15 protein-coding genes and 1 pseudogene are annotated in these 14,712 nt (G+C 43.2%); 13 read left to right on the top strand and 3 right to left on the bottom strand.

Annotated elements, in window-relative coordinates; translation table 11 throughout:
- A pseudogene (locus EWV60_RS19755) lies at positions 1–492 on the bottom strand (ISL3 family transposase); the annotation flags it as partial.
- A gap of 293 nt (positions 493–785) precedes the next feature.
- On the opposite strand from EWV60_RS19755, the gene EWV60_RS19750 reads away from it, so the two are divergent.
- From EWV60_RS19750 to queC, 3 genes are read left to right on the top strand one after another with little or no spacing between them, the layout of a single operon-like run.
- Positions 786–1,103, top strand: coding sequence for a hypothetical protein (locus EWV60_RS19750; protein ID WP_002736011.1), 318 nt, complete (start codon positions 786–788; stop codon positions 1,101–1,103).
- The gene (locus EWV60_RS19745; protein WP_002735719.1) at positions 1,100–1,462 is read left to right on the top strand and encodes a hypothetical protein; all 363 of its coding nucleotides are present in this window, start codon (positions 1,100–1,102) and stop codon (positions 1,460–1,462) included. Before EWV60_RS19750 ends, EWV60_RS19745 begins: the two co-directional genes overlap by 4 nt.
- The gene (gene queC / locus EWV60_RS19740; RefSeq protein WP_002737609.1) at positions 1,462–2,139 is read left to right on the top strand and encodes a 7-cyano-7-deazaguanine synthase QueC; all 678 of its coding nucleotides are present in this window, start codon (positions 1,462–1,464) and stop codon (positions 2,137–2,139) included. Before EWV60_RS19745 ends, queC begins: the two co-directional genes overlap by 1 nt.
- A 39-nt stretch (positions 2,140–2,178) precedes the next feature.
- Here the strand turns inward: queC and EWV60_RS19735 are convergent, their stop codons facing one another.
- A complete protein-coding gene (locus EWV60_RS19735; protein ID WP_002738103.1) occupies positions 2,179–2,751 on the bottom strand; it encodes a manganese efflux pump MntP in 573 nt (190 codons plus the stop codon).
- 576 nt (positions 2,752–3,327) lie between these two features.
- On the opposite strand from EWV60_RS19735, the gene EWV60_RS19730 reads away from it, so the two are divergent.
- From EWV60_RS19730 to EWV60_RS19690, 9 genes are all read left to right on the top strand, one after another.
- On the top strand, positions 3,328–4,284 hold the full coding sequence (locus tag EWV60_RS19730; protein WP_002773531.1) for a branched-chain amino acid ABC transporter permease: 957 nt from the start codon (positions 3,328–3,330) through the stop codon (positions 4,282–4,284).
- Between the two features lie 424 nt (positions 4,285–4,708).
- Complete coding sequence (locus EWV60_RS19725) at positions 4,709–5,128, top strand: hypothetical protein (RefSeq protein ID WP_287234193.1); 420 nt, start codon at positions 4,709–4,711, stop codon at positions 5,126–5,128.
- Between the two features lie 124 nt (positions 5,129–5,252).
- The gene (locus EWV60_RS19720; RefSeq protein ID WP_287234191.1) at positions 5,253–7,475 is read left to right on the top strand and encodes a heavy metal translocating P-type ATPase; all 2,223 of its coding nucleotides are present in this window, start codon (positions 5,253–5,255) and stop codon (positions 7,473–7,475) included.
- 38 nt (positions 7,476–7,513) lie between these two features.
- A complete protein-coding gene (locus EWV60_RS19715) occupies positions 7,514–7,798 on the top strand; it encodes a hypothetical protein (RefSeq protein ID WP_002742126.1) in 285 nt (94 codons plus the stop codon).
- A gap of 36 nt (positions 7,799–7,834) precedes the next feature.
- Positions 7,835–8,122: a DUF5132 domain-containing protein gene (locus tag EWV60_RS19710; protein ID WP_287234189.1), complete on the top strand. Its 288-nt coding sequence runs from the start codon at positions 7,835–7,837 to the stop codon at positions 8,120–8,122.
- Positions 8,123–8,466: 344 nt separating this feature from the next.
- A complete protein-coding gene (locus EWV60_RS19705) occupies positions 8,467–8,709 on the top strand; it encodes a hypothetical protein (RefSeq protein ID WP_002742124.1) in 243 nt (80 codons plus the stop codon).
- A 374-nt stretch (positions 8,710–9,083) separates the two neighbouring features.
- Complete coding sequence (locus tag EWV60_RS19700; RefSeq protein WP_287234186.1) at positions 9,084–10,280, top strand: RNA-guided endonuclease InsQ/TnpB family protein; 1,197 nt, start codon at positions 9,084–9,086, stop codon at positions 10,278–10,280.
- Positions 10,281–10,289: 9 nt separating this feature from the next.
- Positions 10,290–11,180, top strand: coding sequence for an HMA2 domain-containing protein (locus tag EWV60_RS19695; RefSeq protein ID WP_287234184.1), 891 nt, complete (start codon positions 10,290–10,292; stop codon positions 11,178–11,180).
- 221 nt (positions 11,181–11,401) lie between these two features.
- Entirely contained in the window at positions 11,402–12,076 is a 675-nt protein-coding gene (locus EWV60_RS19690) for a DUF1345 domain-containing protein (RefSeq protein WP_002742112.1), read from the top strand.
- Between the two features lie 199 nt (positions 12,077–12,275).
- Here the strand turns inward: EWV60_RS19690 and EWV60_RS19685 are convergent, their stop codons facing one another.
- On the bottom strand, positions 12,276–12,692 hold the full coding sequence (locus EWV60_RS19685; protein ID WP_103112430.1) for a DUF29 domain-containing protein: 417 nt from the start codon (positions 12,690–12,692) through the stop codon (positions 12,276–12,278).
- A 436-nt stretch (positions 12,693–13,128) separates the two neighbouring features.
- Between EWV60_RS19685 and EWV60_RS19680 the strand changes: the two genes are divergently transcribed.
- The gene (locus EWV60_RS19680) at positions 13,129–14,418 is read left to right on the top strand and encodes a threonine/serine exporter family protein (RefSeq protein WP_002773518.1); all 1,290 of its coding nucleotides are present in this window, start codon (positions 13,129–13,131) and stop codon (positions 14,416–14,418) included.
- Positions 14,419–14,712: the final 294 nt, after the last annotated feature.

Genomic DNA, 14,712 nt, shown 5'->3' with positions numbered 1-14,712 from the left:
CTTCTGGATCATGCTGGCACTACTTTGATATAATATCCCGCCTATTCTTATCCATTTTTCCAATTTTCTCTCAGCACCTCTGAACGTTCTACAACTTTGATAAGTTTGTCTAATTTCTTTTTTCATTTCCCAGGCTATTCTTAAGCAGGGATGTTCTTTCAGGATAACTTCTAGTTGTTGTTTTTGCTCGTGCTTTAAGTCCTCTTTATTCTTCCATAATAAATGAGGTAATCCTTTTTCATGCACCCCCATTAACTTTCTCAATTTATTAAGCTCGTCATTAATGATATCCATTACATGAAAACGGTCATAGATGATTTTAGCATTGGGAAATAATTCCTTGATCACTGCTGTAAATCCTGACCACATATCGACGCTCACTTCTTTCACCTTCTCCCGAACTGCGTCTGGCTGTGCCTTTAAGGCTTCCATTAATTCTTCTTGCTTATGTCCTTTAATCACATCTAGTCAAATTTTCTTGTCCAGATCTACGAACATTGACCACTGTTACATTTGGTAAATCGAGGAGTTGATCAAAATTTATCCACATAACCCACCTCCTGGTCCGTGTTACTATTGTACCATGCTCACACAGAACCTAGAAGAGCCAAATGCGGTTGAGGAACTTTTCAACTTGTTAGCCGGCGAGCGTTCTCCACCTCAAAAAGACTTTGTAATATCTATCTAGGGCTTAAGGATTACTTTATTCTCAATAATCCCTGCTTCTTACTGTGACTAATTACGCCTATCCTAACCAAGAAGTTAATTTTGTCCTATTACTTACTATGTCTAACAACAATTCTGAACGAGTAGTGCGTCGTGGTCGAGTTTTTCCGGAGATTCAATCGACAGAGGAAGAAAAGGCCAAACATCGCGCCCGACAATTAGAATTTTATCATCGTTGTTGGCCGATTTTTCAGAGTTTACAGCCCCGGTTAATGAAACATTACTATGGTTGGTACATTGCGATCGAACCCGATAGCGGCGATTATTTTATCGATCCCGATCAAGAAGTGGCCAGTAAAAAAGCAAGGGCAAAATATCCCGACAAAATCCATCATATCTTTGGCATTAATGAAACTGGAGTTAGTGGCAGAATATGATTGCAGGGAGATTTGGAACCAAAGGACAAATTTATTTTGATATTGATTTAGTTGGCGATGATGGATTGATTCTACCCGCAGAAGTTATGCTGGATACGGGTTTTACCGAGTTTTTAGCCATAAATAGTCAAGATGCTGACAGTCTTGATTGGCATTTTTTGCGACAAAATAAATTGATAACCGCCCAAGGAGAAGCATTTTTTGATATATATTTAGGCAGAGTAAGAATTGATGGTCAGGAATACGAAATTCCCGTTTTTGCAGGGGAGGCAATTCAGGAGATTTTGTTAGGTTCGCGGTGGCTAAAACAATTTATCTTAGTAGCTAATTATCAACAAACACAGGTGACATTAGGATAATGACAAAAAAGGCGATTATTTTACTTTCCGGGGGATTAGATTCAGCGACAACAGCAGCGATCGCTATAGCGGCTGGTTATCAATTAATCGCCCTTTCTTTTCGTTATGGACAAAGACACGAGCGGGAATTAGCAGCGGCGAAAAAAATTGCTAATTTCCTCAATATTAAAGAACATCATCTGATCGAAGTCAATCTATCTTTGTGGGGAGGTTCCGCTTTAACGGATCAATCTATTGCTATTCCCCAAGAGGGAATTAACCCGAATATTATCCCGATTACCTATGTGCCGGGGAGAAATACAGTTTTTATTTCGATCGCTCTTTCTTTAGCGGAAGCAAGGGCAGCGGAGGCGATATATCTAGGAATTAATGCAGTGGATTATTCTGGTTATCCCGATTGTCGTCCCCAGTATTTAGAGGCCTTTCAAACTTTAGCTAATTTATCATCGAAAGCGGGTTTAGAAGGTAAAGCACCCCAATTAATTGCCCCTTTGATGATGGATAGTAAGGTAGATATCGTCCGTCGTGCTGTTAGTTTAGGGGTCCCCATTGCTGATACTTGGTCTTGTTATCAAGGTGAAGTTAAACCCTGTGGTTTATGCGATTCCTGTCGTATCAGAGATCAGGCTTTAATTGAGGCTGGTTATCCCGAATTAGCCACTCGCCTATGGAAATAGTCGGGGAAAATAGGGAGGATAGTGAAAAATGGAGATAATCTAGGCAATTAAATGTTCAATAAGGATTTTACTGCCGATTAATATTAAAACTAAACCGCCGAGAATTTCCACCTTTTGACTAAATAAATTACCGAATTTATGACCGATAAAAACAGCTATAAAACATAAAGCAAAGGTAATGGAACCGATAATAGTGCAAGCTAAAAGTAAGGGAGTTTTAATCATCGATAAACCCAAACCAACTACTAAAGCATCGATGCTAGTAGCGATCGCTAATCCGATTAAAGTATAGGAATCTAGAGGATTAAACCTTTTTTCCTCATCATCATTTTGAACAGCTTCGTAGATCATTTTACTGCCGATCACCCCTAAAATAATAAAAGCGATCCAGTGGTCAAAAGAGGCGAAGAAATCCCGACAGGTTAGACCGATACCCCAACCGATCATCGGCATAATCGCTTGAAATCCCCCAAAAAACAAAGCAATTTTCAAAGCCTTATTAACATGAATATGACGAATCATCAGGCCACTGGTCAGAGAAACGGCCACGGCATCGGCGGCTAATCCCACGGCTACAAAAGAAATGGTCAAAAGTTCGAGTGAAGTAAACATCTATAGTTGTTTATCCTTTAATTTCCCCTTATCTTAACTAATTTTTCCTCAGAAAACTTTCATATTTGTCTCATGATCCTCTCATTTATCTATCATTTCTCTAACCTAAAAATTCACTGCTCGATTAGTGAGAGGAGCGAATTGAAAACGTTTAGAAGCACATTACTGGTTCCTCACCGATCGCCTGTACCTGATGGATTGCTTCTGGGGTAAAACTGATGCTATCCTCAGCTTCTAGGACTTTTTCGCCCGTTACTGCGATTTTATCGGGAAATTCAGCCAGAGGAGTCCGAGGAACCAGTTTGAGGAACCAGTTTTCGGAGTTAACTAACCAATGCTGCTGTTTCGTGAATTCCCCTGAATTTTTTCCCAGACAAAGTTAAGAAAGATACTTTTTCCCATCATCGATCATCCCGTCTGCTTTTCAGGTGGCGAACGCTACCCTATAGGAAAAGTACCAAGTAAAAAATTATGATAATTTCGAGAATTACCAGAGAATCAGAGGGGAGAAAACGGTGATAAAATTAGCTAATTGACTCCAGTAACTTAAACACCCAATAACCGCTCACCGAAAATATGGCTGATTTTCTTAACACCTATGGTTTTTTAATCGTTTCCATGATATTTGGAGCCAGCTTAGGCCTTTCAGTTTATCTGCCCTTAATGGCTGGTCAATTATCCTTAGCAACCCCCGGTTTTTACGCTTTAGGTGGTTATGTAGCCGCCATTCTTTCCACGAAAGTTTTTACTAATACCAGTAGCAATTATCCCCTTACTTTGGTCTTTTTAGAAATGTTAGTTGCTGGCATTATTTCAGGAATATTAGCCATAGTTTTAGGTATTCCTGTTCTCCGTTTGCGAGGTATTTATTTAGCTATTGCCACGATCGCCTGGGTAGAAATTTTGAGAATTATTGCCCTTAATCTCGAGATAACTGGTGGTGCAGTCGGTATTTTCGCCATTCCCCAACCTTTCACCACTCAATTAGCCTACCTTTGGCTGGCTTTGCCCCTCTTATTCCTAACTATGCTGTTTCTCTACCGGTTAGAAAACATCAAAATTGGTCGGGCATTTAATGCCATTCGTGCCGATGAATTGGCAGCTGCGGCTATGGGAATTAATCCCACCTATCACAAAGTTTTATCCTTCACTTTCGGGGCAGTTTTAGCGGCAGTTGTGGGGGCGGTAAGCGCCCATTTTCTCAATACTTGGAATTCCCGTCAAGGCACTTTTGATGCCAGTATTATTTTCTTGGCTTTCGTTTTAATTGGTGGTTCAAGAACTTTTATCGGTCCAGTGGTGGGAGGCATTGTTTTAACTGCTTTGCCCGAAGTTTTACGCGCCCTCGGCGGCGTGAATGGTTTACCAATTTGGTTGGGGAATTTCTTGCGCGATGGTCGTTTGATTATTTTTGGAATTTTAATTGTTTTGGGAACCATTTTTTATCCCCAAGGCTTAATCACACCTGAATTAATCAAAAAACTAATTCCTTTTAAAAGAGGTTCCTCTTCTAGTCAAGAAGTTGATTCCTAATTACAGCAGATATAATTGTTAATAAATAAGCGGGAAAATCAAAGGTAATTAATTATGGAACTTCAAGATTATTTCTTATTTTTCAAAACTCATAAATATGTACGCGGATGACTCTTCAGGGAGTCAACCTTAATCTCTCCACATTTTCTCAAGCTAGTCAAATCCGAGAAGGAAGCATCTCACCTTTGTAACTCCTAAATTAAGTTTTGTGTCAAGCTATACCAAATAAGCAAGACGGATCACTACTACTAGCGAATCACTACCCAGTGAGAAAAAAAACGATCCGCCTCAAAACTATGGCAAAATTTCACTTTTTTTAGTATGATGACTGGAAGTTAATTTACCCCTTGCAGAAAAATGTTAAAAATTCCTAACAAAGCCGCACTCTTAGTTAGCATCTGTAACCTTGCTTTCCTTGCCTAGCTTGTCCATTAAGCCTGTTTTAGCCCAAGCACCCAGTCTAGGAAATGGCATTCTCTGCGTTGCTAGGGGGAAGACAGACAAAGGAACGAAAATCTATTTTTATACCTCTGTCATTGATAACGCATCGATCCAGAGAAAACGGCCCGTTGCCGTAACAATAGTGGAATCAGTGACGGACATTGCCGAAGGAGACGTGGTGATTATCGACAAAGAACATCAATCTATCACGATTGATGCCTTTGGAGCGGCCACTCCCCCACAAATGCAACCCGTGGGACTAGCTCTAACAACCTATCAGGGCAATAATACCTTTAAAGGCAAGAGTCAAGCTGGTACTCCTCTAAGCTTTAGTTTAGACAACAATGATCGCGTCTTTAAACTTCAGCACGGTAATGTCAACTATACTGGGGTTTGCCACTAATCTCGACGAAGTACAGACAGCCTGCTTGCAGACACGAGTTCTGGATTGATTCCCCGTCTTCCCTCCTGACAATAAAAAATGGTCGATGCCAGTGTCAGGCAGATACTAATCAACACCCATTAAGATGACCTTGACAGATACTACAGAAAAAGTAATTGTCCAACCGGACATACTTAACGAAACCGCGGCAATTGTCCCCGAAGCTCACAGGTTTTCCCAAGACTATCAACTCCTTCACTCCCTCGAAGGACGCTGGCGGGTCAAGATCGAGCGCCTGGGTTACGATCCTGACTATGCCAGCAACTTAGTGGCAATATTAGAGGATAGTAATGTCATCGGACAAGTTCGCTGCAATGAGGCGGCTGAATCCCTGATTATTGAATACAATTACGAGGAAATTTCCCCCGAACAACTACGGGAATATATCCTACTCTCGATGGAAGAAGCCGATCGCGGCTATCTCCTAACCACCAAGGCAGCGACAGCACCCACATCCCACGAAATTAACTATTGGGAGCGGTTGGGCATTCCCGCTGCCAGTTTAGCCCTCGCTCTTGTCGCCGTTCCCCTAGAACTCCCCCCCTTGCTCGTTGGGGGGTTAATTTTAGCCGCCTGTCTGCCCGCCTACGGTCGAGCTTGGGAAGGCATCAGCGAAGAAAAACAATTGACTGTCGATTTCCTCGACTCCCTTGCCATCACCCTCAGCGCCGCCCAGGGCCATTTCATTCCCCCCGCCTTCATGATCAGTTTGATCGAATCTGGGGAAGTAATTCGCGATGTCACCGCTCGCTCCAGCGAACGTCAGACCCTAGATTTACTGGACAGTTTGGGCAAATATGCCTGGATCGAACAGGACGGCGTAGAAGTGCAAGTTCCCCTCAAAGACGTAAAAGAAGGCCATCTCGTCATAGTCTATCCGGGAGATTTAATTCCCATCGACGGCAAGATTATCCGGGGACAGGGACTAATTGACCAACAGAAACTGACGGGAGAATCGGTTCCCGTCCACCGGGAAGTAGATGATGAGGTCTATGCTTCCACCCTGTTAGTAGAGGGACAATTGGCAATTCTCGTGGAAAGGACGGGGAATAATACCCGCGCCGGGGTAGTCGTGGAACTGATGAAAGCCGCTCCCGTCCACGACACCCGCGTAGAAAACTATGCCGCCAAATTTGCCAACATTGCCGTGTTGCCCACCCTACTGATTGGGGCGGGCATTTTTGCATTCACGGGAGATTTAGCCCGGACAACGGCCATTATCACCCTCGACTTCGGCACTGGCATCCGCGTATCTGTCCCCACCGCCGTCTTAGCCGGATTAACATACGCTGCCCGGACCGGGGTTTACATCCGCAGCGGCCGGGCGATCGAAATGTTGGCAAAAGTCGATTGCGTCGTCTTTGACAAGACGGGAACCCTGACCCAGGGCAATGCTTCCGTCACCGACATTCAAGTTACCGCCGAGGGAGTTACCCCAGCAGAAATTCTCTGTCTGGCGGCCTCGGCGGAACAGGGGTTGAGCCACCCCGTTGCCCATGCCATCGTCCAACAGGCCCAACAACAGGGGACGGAAACGAAAACCTGCGAGGAGTGGGATTATCGGGTTGGATTGGGAGTGGTCGCCCAAATCGAAGGGCGGCAGCTACTGGTGGGGAGCAGCCGCTTTATGAAAACGGAAGGGATCGACATTAGTGCCAGCGAGCAGTTTAAGACAGGAGGCATTTCTCTGGCTTATGTGGCCCGGGATGGCATCCTAATTGGCGTTATCATGTATGCCGATCCGATCCGCACCGAAAGCCCCGGGGTAATTGCTGAGTTACACCAGCAGGGAATCAGCACCCATATGCTCACTGGCGATGTGCAGCAGGTAGCGGATGCGGTGGCCCAAGAGTTAGGAATGCGCCGGGATGAGGTCCACGCCCAAGCTTTCCCAGAACGGAAGGTGGAAGTGGTGCAGCAACTGAAAGCGCAAGGGAAAACCGTTGCCTTTATCGGCGATGGCATTAATGACTCGGCCGCCCTTGCCTATGCCGATGTCTCGATTTCCTTTGCCGCAGGGAGCGACATCGCTCGGGAAACTGCCGACGTGGTACTGATGGATAACGATCTCAGCGGCTTGACCCATGCGATCGAGATCAGCAAGCAAGTGATGGACATTATCTACCAAAATGCCTTAATTGTGGGAATTCCTAACTTTGGGGCGCTGGCGGTGGGGGTCCTCTTTGCCCTCGATCCGATCCTAGCGATTATCATCAATAATGGTTCGGCAATTTTAGCCGGACTGAACGGCTTGCGCCCGGCCCTCGGTGGCGAGAAGACGACCTATCGAGATGCGGCGAACGTCTAACAGTCAAAATCCAAAATCGAGCAAATTTGTGAGGTCTCATGGAATTTTTATTAGGTATTGAACCGATTTTCGCCCTAGGGGTTGGTTTGGCGGCACTGGCGATTGCCCCCGCTATTGGGGCCTTAAGCAACCCTGAAACTGGGGAAAAGGTCGCCGAAACCGGGCGCGACATGACTAAACAGGGAATCAAGTGGGGTGCAGAGGCCGCTGACACCGTGCAAACCTATCTAGCTGAGGCCAGCGAATCCTGGAACGATCTGGTAGCGGAAGCACAGGCCGAAATCAGAACCGCTAAAAAAGCTAAGGCAACTAGCGAAAAATAGACAGTTAATAGTGAACAACTCATTCAGGAGGTTTTTATGGAAGAATTACTGGTTTTTGGCGGTGTTGGAGTCGTCGCAATTTTAGTATTGGGTTCCCTAGTTGGTTTAGTTAGTCCCCAGACCGGCAAAGCCATTACAGATACAGGTCGCAATGCGGCCAAAAGCGGGATCAAATTAGGGATGGAAGCTAGTGAAAAACTGCAAGCTACTTTTGCCGAAGCTGGTCAATCTTGGCAAGATTTAGTGGCAGAAGCGAAAGCGGAAACAGCGGCGGCAAGAAATACGACTCAAATCACTTCCGTAGAGGAAACGTCCCAATCCTAATCCCTAATTGACCGATCGAGAAACCCACTCGATAACTGCAATTTTGTAGGGGGGCATTCTCTTAGCCCCCTCCTTTAAAATCTCAAGGAAAGTATCAAATACCTAAGCAAAATTAATTAGGGTTGGCTGAATAAATCTAAAAAACTTGTTGGATAAGACTTTTAGACTTTTTTGACCTCAAAAAGTTCCAGCCGAGAGTGATCCGGGCGAAAATTCGGGGACTTTTTCCCCGAAAATTAGGTAATTTACCAGATGAAAATGGGTAAAACCCTACACCCCACACCCTACACCCTGCCCCCACGAAAAACTTTTTCAGCAGACCATACTTAAGGAGTAGTTCAACAATGACCCGAGAATATATGCACGAACATTTGAAAGAGCTAATCGTTGAGAAGGCACTTCATCTCTGTTGCGACCCCATTGAAGAAATTGCCCGAGAATGGGCAGAAAAAAAAGACTTTAATCAAGGGGGAATTAATATTTTACAAGATCCCCATCGCTATGAAAAGTATTTAGAAGAGGCCAAAGAAGTCGCTGACGAATTTAGAAAACATATCATTCAGTTTTTACCAGAAACTAAAAATTAGTCAGAGGTAAATGTGAACTCTCCTAACTTCAGTAATGGCAACTTAAAACTAGATCAATTTTTATTCTGTGGGTTAGGATATTTCGGACAGCATTGCGTCGTCGCACTCAAGGAATTCGGAGTCAATGTCTTGGCGAGCAGCGGAGATTTATCTTGAATGTCGGGGTAAAGACCCCCGCTTTTAGCGACGGGATGAAACCCCGACCAGTATAAAACAGCACTTCGACAAGCTCAGTGACACGAAGCACGACATTTCGACACATTTCGACAGGCTCAATGTAAAAGCTCAATGTAAAAGCTCAATGTTCACTGAAATCTTGACAATCCGATGCTCTAAAGGTTAAGATAAAATAAGTTGTTTGAGGTTGATAAACAATGATTGTCTTAGAAACGAAAGCCGTGGTCAAACCAAGTCAGTGTTCTGCCATTGATGAAGCTATTCGTACAGTACAATTCATCCGTAATAAGGCTTTAAGGCTTTGGATGGATGCCAAGAGAGAAGACAAAATCGATAAATATTCTCTCAATAAATATTGTGCAGTTCTCGCTAAACAGTTCAAGTTTGTCGATACTCTAAACTCTACGGCCAGACAAGCATCGGCTGAACGGGCATGGTCAGCTATTGCTCGTTTCTATGACAATTGTAAGAAAAAGGTTAAAGGGAAAAAGGGTTATCCTAAGTTTCAGAAAAATAATCGTTCTGTGGAATACAAAAACTCTGGGTGGAAATTATCAGAGGATAGAAAGAAAATCACTTTCACAGATAAGAAAAACATTGGCACGGTTAAACTAAAAGGAACCAGAGACCTAAACTTTTACCCTATTGACCAAATTAAACGAGTTAGGATTGTTAAACGAGCGGATGGTTATTATGTCCAATTCTGTCTTAGCGTTGATATTCGGGAATATGCTAAACCCCTAGAACCAACAAAAAGATGTGTGGGATTGGATGTAGGTTTAAAAGTTTTCTACGCTAACAGTGATGGGGAAACGGTAGAGATACCGCAATACTATCGCAAGGCAGAAAAAAGATTAAATCGACTGAATCGGAAGAAATCTAAAAAGTTTAGAAAAGGTCAACCCCAATCAAACAACTACCAAAAAGCTAGAAAGAGATATGCTAGAAAGCATTTAAGAGTAAGTAGGCAACGTAAAGGCTTTGTCGAAAAAGAGGCATTGCGCGTCATTAAATCTAACGATTTCATCGCCTACGAAAACTTAAATATTCAAAGCATGGTAAAAAACTCTAAACTTGCTAAATCTATTAATGATGTGGCTTGGTCTATTTTTCGACAATGGTTAGAATATTTTGGTTTTAAATATGGTAAGGCTACGGTAGCAGTAGCCCCCCATAACACGAGTCAAAATTGTTCTAATTGTGGTCAAAAAGTCCCTAAATCTCTATCTACGAGAACCCATACTTGTCCCCATTGTGGTTATGTAGAAGATAGAGACATTAACGCCGCTATCAACATTCTCAAAAAGGGACTAAGTACGGTGGGACACACCGAAACTAATACGCTTGGGGAGAGATTCCCTCTGGCGAATGCTGGATACGTCCTGCCAGATTAAGGAAACTCTATGAACCAAGAATCCTTCGCTTTTAGCGACGGGAGTGTCAATATGCTATTTGGTGGCACGTCTGAATTTTCCACAAATGCTACCCCCCCAATCTCCTATCAAGTGGTTAGCTCACTTCCTGGGCGAATCCGCTTGCGTGTCCCTTTCCTGCGCCAAAACCTAACAGGACAAAATATTCTCCAGGGAGCGATCGCTGCTCTAGAAAGCGTTATCAGCGTCCGCATTAACCCCTTGGCTAACTCAATCATTGTCACCTTTGCTGAAGGGAAAATTTCTCCCGCGCAATTAGAGCAAGAACTGGCAACTGCGATCGGCAAGGCCGTAGCTTCAGCGAACCCAGGGGCAGAAGTCCCCCAGAAAGCCGAATTCAAGGCGAAAAAACAAGTTCCTCGTCCCCCGGAAGAGAAATTGCTGGTGAGGGAAAATCTGGCCGATGCAAAGGTGGGACGAACCGAAACAGTGATCAGTCCCCAGCTAGGAGAAAGTAAAGATGACAAAATTCCTCTAAACGAGATAACGAGCCAAACTTTAGTTTATCGGCAGCTGGAAGCCTTGCCCGTCAATTCTTGGCAGCGCCGGTGTCAAGAGCAGGCTGAATCGATCGAGAAACTGGAAGATCGCCTCGCCGCCTTACAGCCGGTGGCAGCGATCGGTTCAGCTTGGCTGAGGCGGTGGTACGTCCACAGTCCGGCAACCATAGATTGCGCTGCCAGCACCGGCAGTGGTGCGCTGGTGGCCTTCCCCAAAACCCCAGAGTCTGAGGCACAATGGCAAGAGTTGGCAGCGGGGCAAAGGCAGGCGATCGCCGAATTGGAGCAATGCCTTGCCGATGTGCAGCGCCTAGCCGTTATTGGAGAAGCTCGATTGAAAAAATATCGCAAATACCTTTAAAAGTTCCAAAATACAGGCTCGCAGTCTCTATTTCAGGTACGAGGAGCGCAACTGATTAGGCCTTGTCTAGGACTAAATTGCCAATTCGATCGAGAATTTTTACCCGAAGGGAAGAGAGGGGCTAGTTGTCTGCCCTCACCTGAGAATTGACTGCCGGGCTATCCTGAGAAACCCATACCGTTTCAACTAAACTAGATCTGTGAAAATCAAGGCTCTTAAAAATGACCGCCAAGCAAAAAATGATTTTTCGGCTGACTTCTCCCATCAACCGGTTTCTCTTCACGCTGACAGTGGCAATTTTCGTTTATTTAATCACGGGAGAATTTTACCAGGAATTGCGGTTTCTCTTGGCTTACGATCTAGCGATACTAAGTTATTTGAGTGTTTTAGCAGTGCAAATGTCCAAAGCGACTGCGGAAGATACCTTTCGCTTGTCTCAACAGCAAGAACCCAAGGGTATTAGCACTTTATTTGCTGTGCTGCTATTTTCTGGTATGGGGTTAATTGCTCTTTCTTTATTGCTCAACAACTCGAAGCAATGGTCTCCCTTGTTGACGAATTTGCACATGGGATTATCCTTATTAGCGATCTTTTTGTCTTGGACTCTGGTACATACTTTTTTCGCTCTGTATTATGCCAGACTCTACTACGATGAACTATCCGCAGAAGATTCATCCGCTTACCGCAAAGGTTTAGACTTTCCCAATCAAGAACTGGTGGATTATTGGGATTTCATGTATTACTCTTTTACTATCGCTATGTGTTACCAAACATCGGACGTATCCATTGAAAGTGTTGCGATGCGACGCATGACACTCTTTCATTCCATCCTCTCTTTTATCTTAGTAGCAGTAGTCATCGGTTTAGTGGTAAACATAATTTCTAATCTCATTTAATGGTGAAACAAACTTCTAATATAACCTGTGTATTCTGGTTCCAAAGCTCTGCCTTATTCATATATATCATTCTCCAGGTAGAACCTGAAAATGGCGTTACTAGGTAGAACTTGGGAACGAGGTAAAATAACCTGTGTGGAACAGACTTCTAGCCTGTGGAAGTGCCTAAGTTTTAAGAAATTAAGGTGAGTTTCTGGCATCAAAATAAATCATTAAAATGATAAGGACAGGTTTCAGGGATGTTAGAAGGGGGAGAGTCAATCAAATACAGGTCAACTGCATCCGAATAGATCCCTTGCCATTCTACTTCTAGCTTAGGCTTCATTGATGGACTGTAGCGACGCTTAAGAGTGTTAGAGAAAGCTTTGATTTCGGCTTGCCAATGGCGATTACACTCAGGCTTATTAGCATAATCAATCTTCAGAAAGTGTTGCATAATTCGAGTTAGTAAGAAGACCACTGCTTGATAATCACTACGTCCCAAAGCTTCGATCTCCTCAATCAGGTTTTCCCAGTCCAATTCTTGGACATTTTGTTCTTTTAATGCTTGGGCTTGTTTCATTGTCCATTGATAGAAATCTGTCTCGTAAATTTTATCGATAGCTATCTGACTCATAAGTTAAACTCCTGTTAGATTGCAATAAAAAAACTATACAAATATAGATAAGTAGTCGTGCAAAATTAATTTCCTAGTGAAGATAGGCAAGAGGCAAGAGGTAAGAGGTGGTTAGATATGTGTAATTAATTTTGCTTAGGTACTTAGCAGCGGCTTTATTAGTCCCGACTTACATAAGCAAAGACAAATATTTCCAGTTAAGCTCAGTCTAACCTTAAACGAGGCAAATGTCTATTTGGGGGGAGTATCCCATTTTCGAGGTTTATCCTAAAACTGGAACCCAACAGACAATCCAAAATCCAATTCGTATTTTACTATACAGTTTGCTCCATCAGGTTGGAAGAGTCAACTCTTTTAGATGTAGGTGCGGTATGATGACACAAGTGTAGGTTTTTCACAAAGTCTAATTTCTAATTAAAAAAGGAGAAAAACCAAAGTGGAGTGCGATCCTTTCACCTCAAAATCCTATTTATCCCCTAAATCTCCGTCTTTTCCCGATTATTTTCACCTGATGCTCTTAACTGGCCGCATCTTATTGCAGCACAGTACCACCACCGAACGAGTGCATCAAACCATTCAACAATTAGCGGAAAAATTCGGGGTAGAAGTCCGGGTATATTGTGAATATGAAGCCATTAAACTAACCGTAAAGAGTGAAAATGAATATTCCTCACACTTTAGTCGTCCCATCACCAGCATTGCCGTTAATATGGCTTTAATTACTCAGGTTTTTTTATCGATCGAAAAGTTTCAGCAAAATCGTTTAACCTTGACTGAGTTAATCCAGAAATTAGAAAAGATCGATAAATATCCCCCTATTTATTACCCTCGCTGGTTCATTATTCTGATGTTAGGCCTTACAGGGGCAAGTTTAGCCCGTATTTTTCAGGGAGACTGGGCTTCCTTTGTGATTACGGGAATTGCTACAGCAGTGGGCGTTATCTTACGGCAAGAACTGGGGAAAAGGCATTTTAATCCTTTTTTACTTAATTTTCTAGCTGCTTTTTTGGGGGGATGTATCGGGGGAGTGGCAGGCCCACTGGGATGGAGTTCTACTCCTAATATCTGTTTTCTCATCCCGTCGATGATGTTAGTACCGGGGGTTCATCTGATTAATGGAGTCTTAGATTTAGTCGAGAATCATATTCCCATGGGCATGGCACGTCTAGAGTATAGTTTGGTGATTCTTAGTTCAATCGCCTTTGGTTTACTTCTCTCGACAACGGTTACAAACGCCTTGCTGCCTGTCAGTAATCCTGTTTCTCCCTTGCCTCTATTTGAAGATGTTATTTTTGCTGGATTAGCGGCTATGGGGTTCGCCATTTTCTTTAATGTGCCGCCGAAAATGTTATGGGCTTGCATTGTCTGTGGCATGGTGGGACATGGGGTAAGATGGTTGTGTATTGACCATGGACCAGGTATTATTTGGGGTAATTTAATTGCTTCTGCTGTTGTTGGGACAATGGCGCTTTATTTTTCTCATCGTTTTCATGCGCCACCGGCTGTAATCGCTTTTGGGGCGGTAGTGGGAATAGTACCAGGAATCTTTGCGTTTCAAGCAGCAAGCGGCTTAATTCAGATTATGACCATACCAGAGAATGCTAGTTCTTTATTACTTGCCACCACCCTAGGCATGATGACAAAAGCTTTTTTAATGACTTTAGCTATTCCCATTGGGTTAGCTATACCTATCCTTTTACGCTTTCAACGCCAACCCAATTTTTAGAAAGGATTTAGGGTGATTTCCTCTAAAGAAATTACCAGAGTGTCAATTATCTGCTGTCAGAGCTTGGCATTGTTAAACTCTGCCAAAGGTAAATTTGTTCTCGGAAATCACCTAGATATTCTGTTTCTTAATATAGCGGTATTCAGAGTAATGAGGTACACTGACTTTCTTCCCCATTCATAATTCATAATTCATAATTCATAATTCATAATTCATAATTCATAATTCATAATTCATAATTCATAATTCATAATTCATAATTCATAATTCATAATTCATAATTCATAATTCATA

This window comes from Microcystis sp. Msp_OC_L_20101000_S702 (assembly GCF_007095705.1).
GTDB classification, from domain to species: domain Bacteria; phylum Cyanobacteriota; class Cyanobacteriia; order Cyanobacteriales; family Microcystaceae; genus Microcystis; species Microcystis ichthyoblabe_A.
Note: the sequence above shows the minus strand (reverse complement) of the source record. Positions and strands in the feature narration are given on the sequence as shown.

Excerpts from the sequence above, each read along its gene's own strand:
- EWV60_RS19750 (WP_002736011.1), top strand. The coding sequence starts at position 786 with ATGTCTAACAACAATTCTGAACGAGTAGTGCGTCGTGGTCGAGTTTTT.
- EWV60_RS19745 (WP_002735719.1), top strand. The coding sequence starts at position 1,100 with ATGATTGCAGGGAGATTTGGAACCAAAGGACAAATTTATTTTGATATT.
- queC (WP_002737609.1), top strand. The coding sequence starts at position 1,462 with ATGACAAAAAAGGCGATTATTTTACTTTCCGGGGGATTAGATTCAGCG.
- EWV60_RS19735 (WP_002738103.1), bottom strand. The coding sequence starts at position 2,751 with ATGTTTACTTCACTCGAACTTTTGACCATTTCTTTTGTAGCCGTGGGA.
- EWV60_RS19730 (WP_002773531.1), top strand. The coding sequence starts at position 3,328 with ATGGCTGATTTTCTTAACACCTATGGTTTTTTAATCGTTTCCATGATA.
- EWV60_RS19720 (WP_287234191.1), top strand. The coding sequence starts at position 5,253 with ATGACCTTGACAGATACTACAGAAAAAGTAATTGTCCAACCGGACATA.
- EWV60_RS19715 (WP_002742126.1), top strand. The coding sequence starts at position 7,514 with ATGGAATTTTTATTAGGTATTGAACCGATTTTCGCCCTAGGGGTTGGT.
- EWV60_RS19710 (WP_287234189.1), top strand. The coding sequence starts at position 7,835 with ATGGAAGAATTACTGGTTTTTGGCGGTGTTGGAGTCGTCGCAATTTTA.
- EWV60_RS19705 (WP_002742124.1), top strand. The coding sequence starts at position 8,467 with ATGACCCGAGAATATATGCACGAACATTTGAAAGAGCTAATCGTTGAG.
- EWV60_RS19700 (WP_287234186.1), top strand. The coding sequence starts at position 9,084 with ATGATTGTCTTAGAAACGAAAGCCGTGGTCAAACCAAGTCAGTGTTCT.
- EWV60_RS19695 (WP_287234184.1), top strand. The coding sequence starts at position 10,290 with ATGAACCAAGAATCCTTCGCTTTTAGCGACGGGAGTGTCAATATGCTA.
- EWV60_RS19690 (WP_002742112.1), top strand. The coding sequence starts at position 11,402 with ATGACCGCCAAGCAAAAAATGATTTTTCGGCTGACTTCTCCCATCAAC.
- EWV60_RS19685 (WP_103112430.1), bottom strand. The coding sequence starts at position 12,692 with ATGAGTCAGATAGCTATCGATAAAATTTACGAGACAGATTTCTATCAA.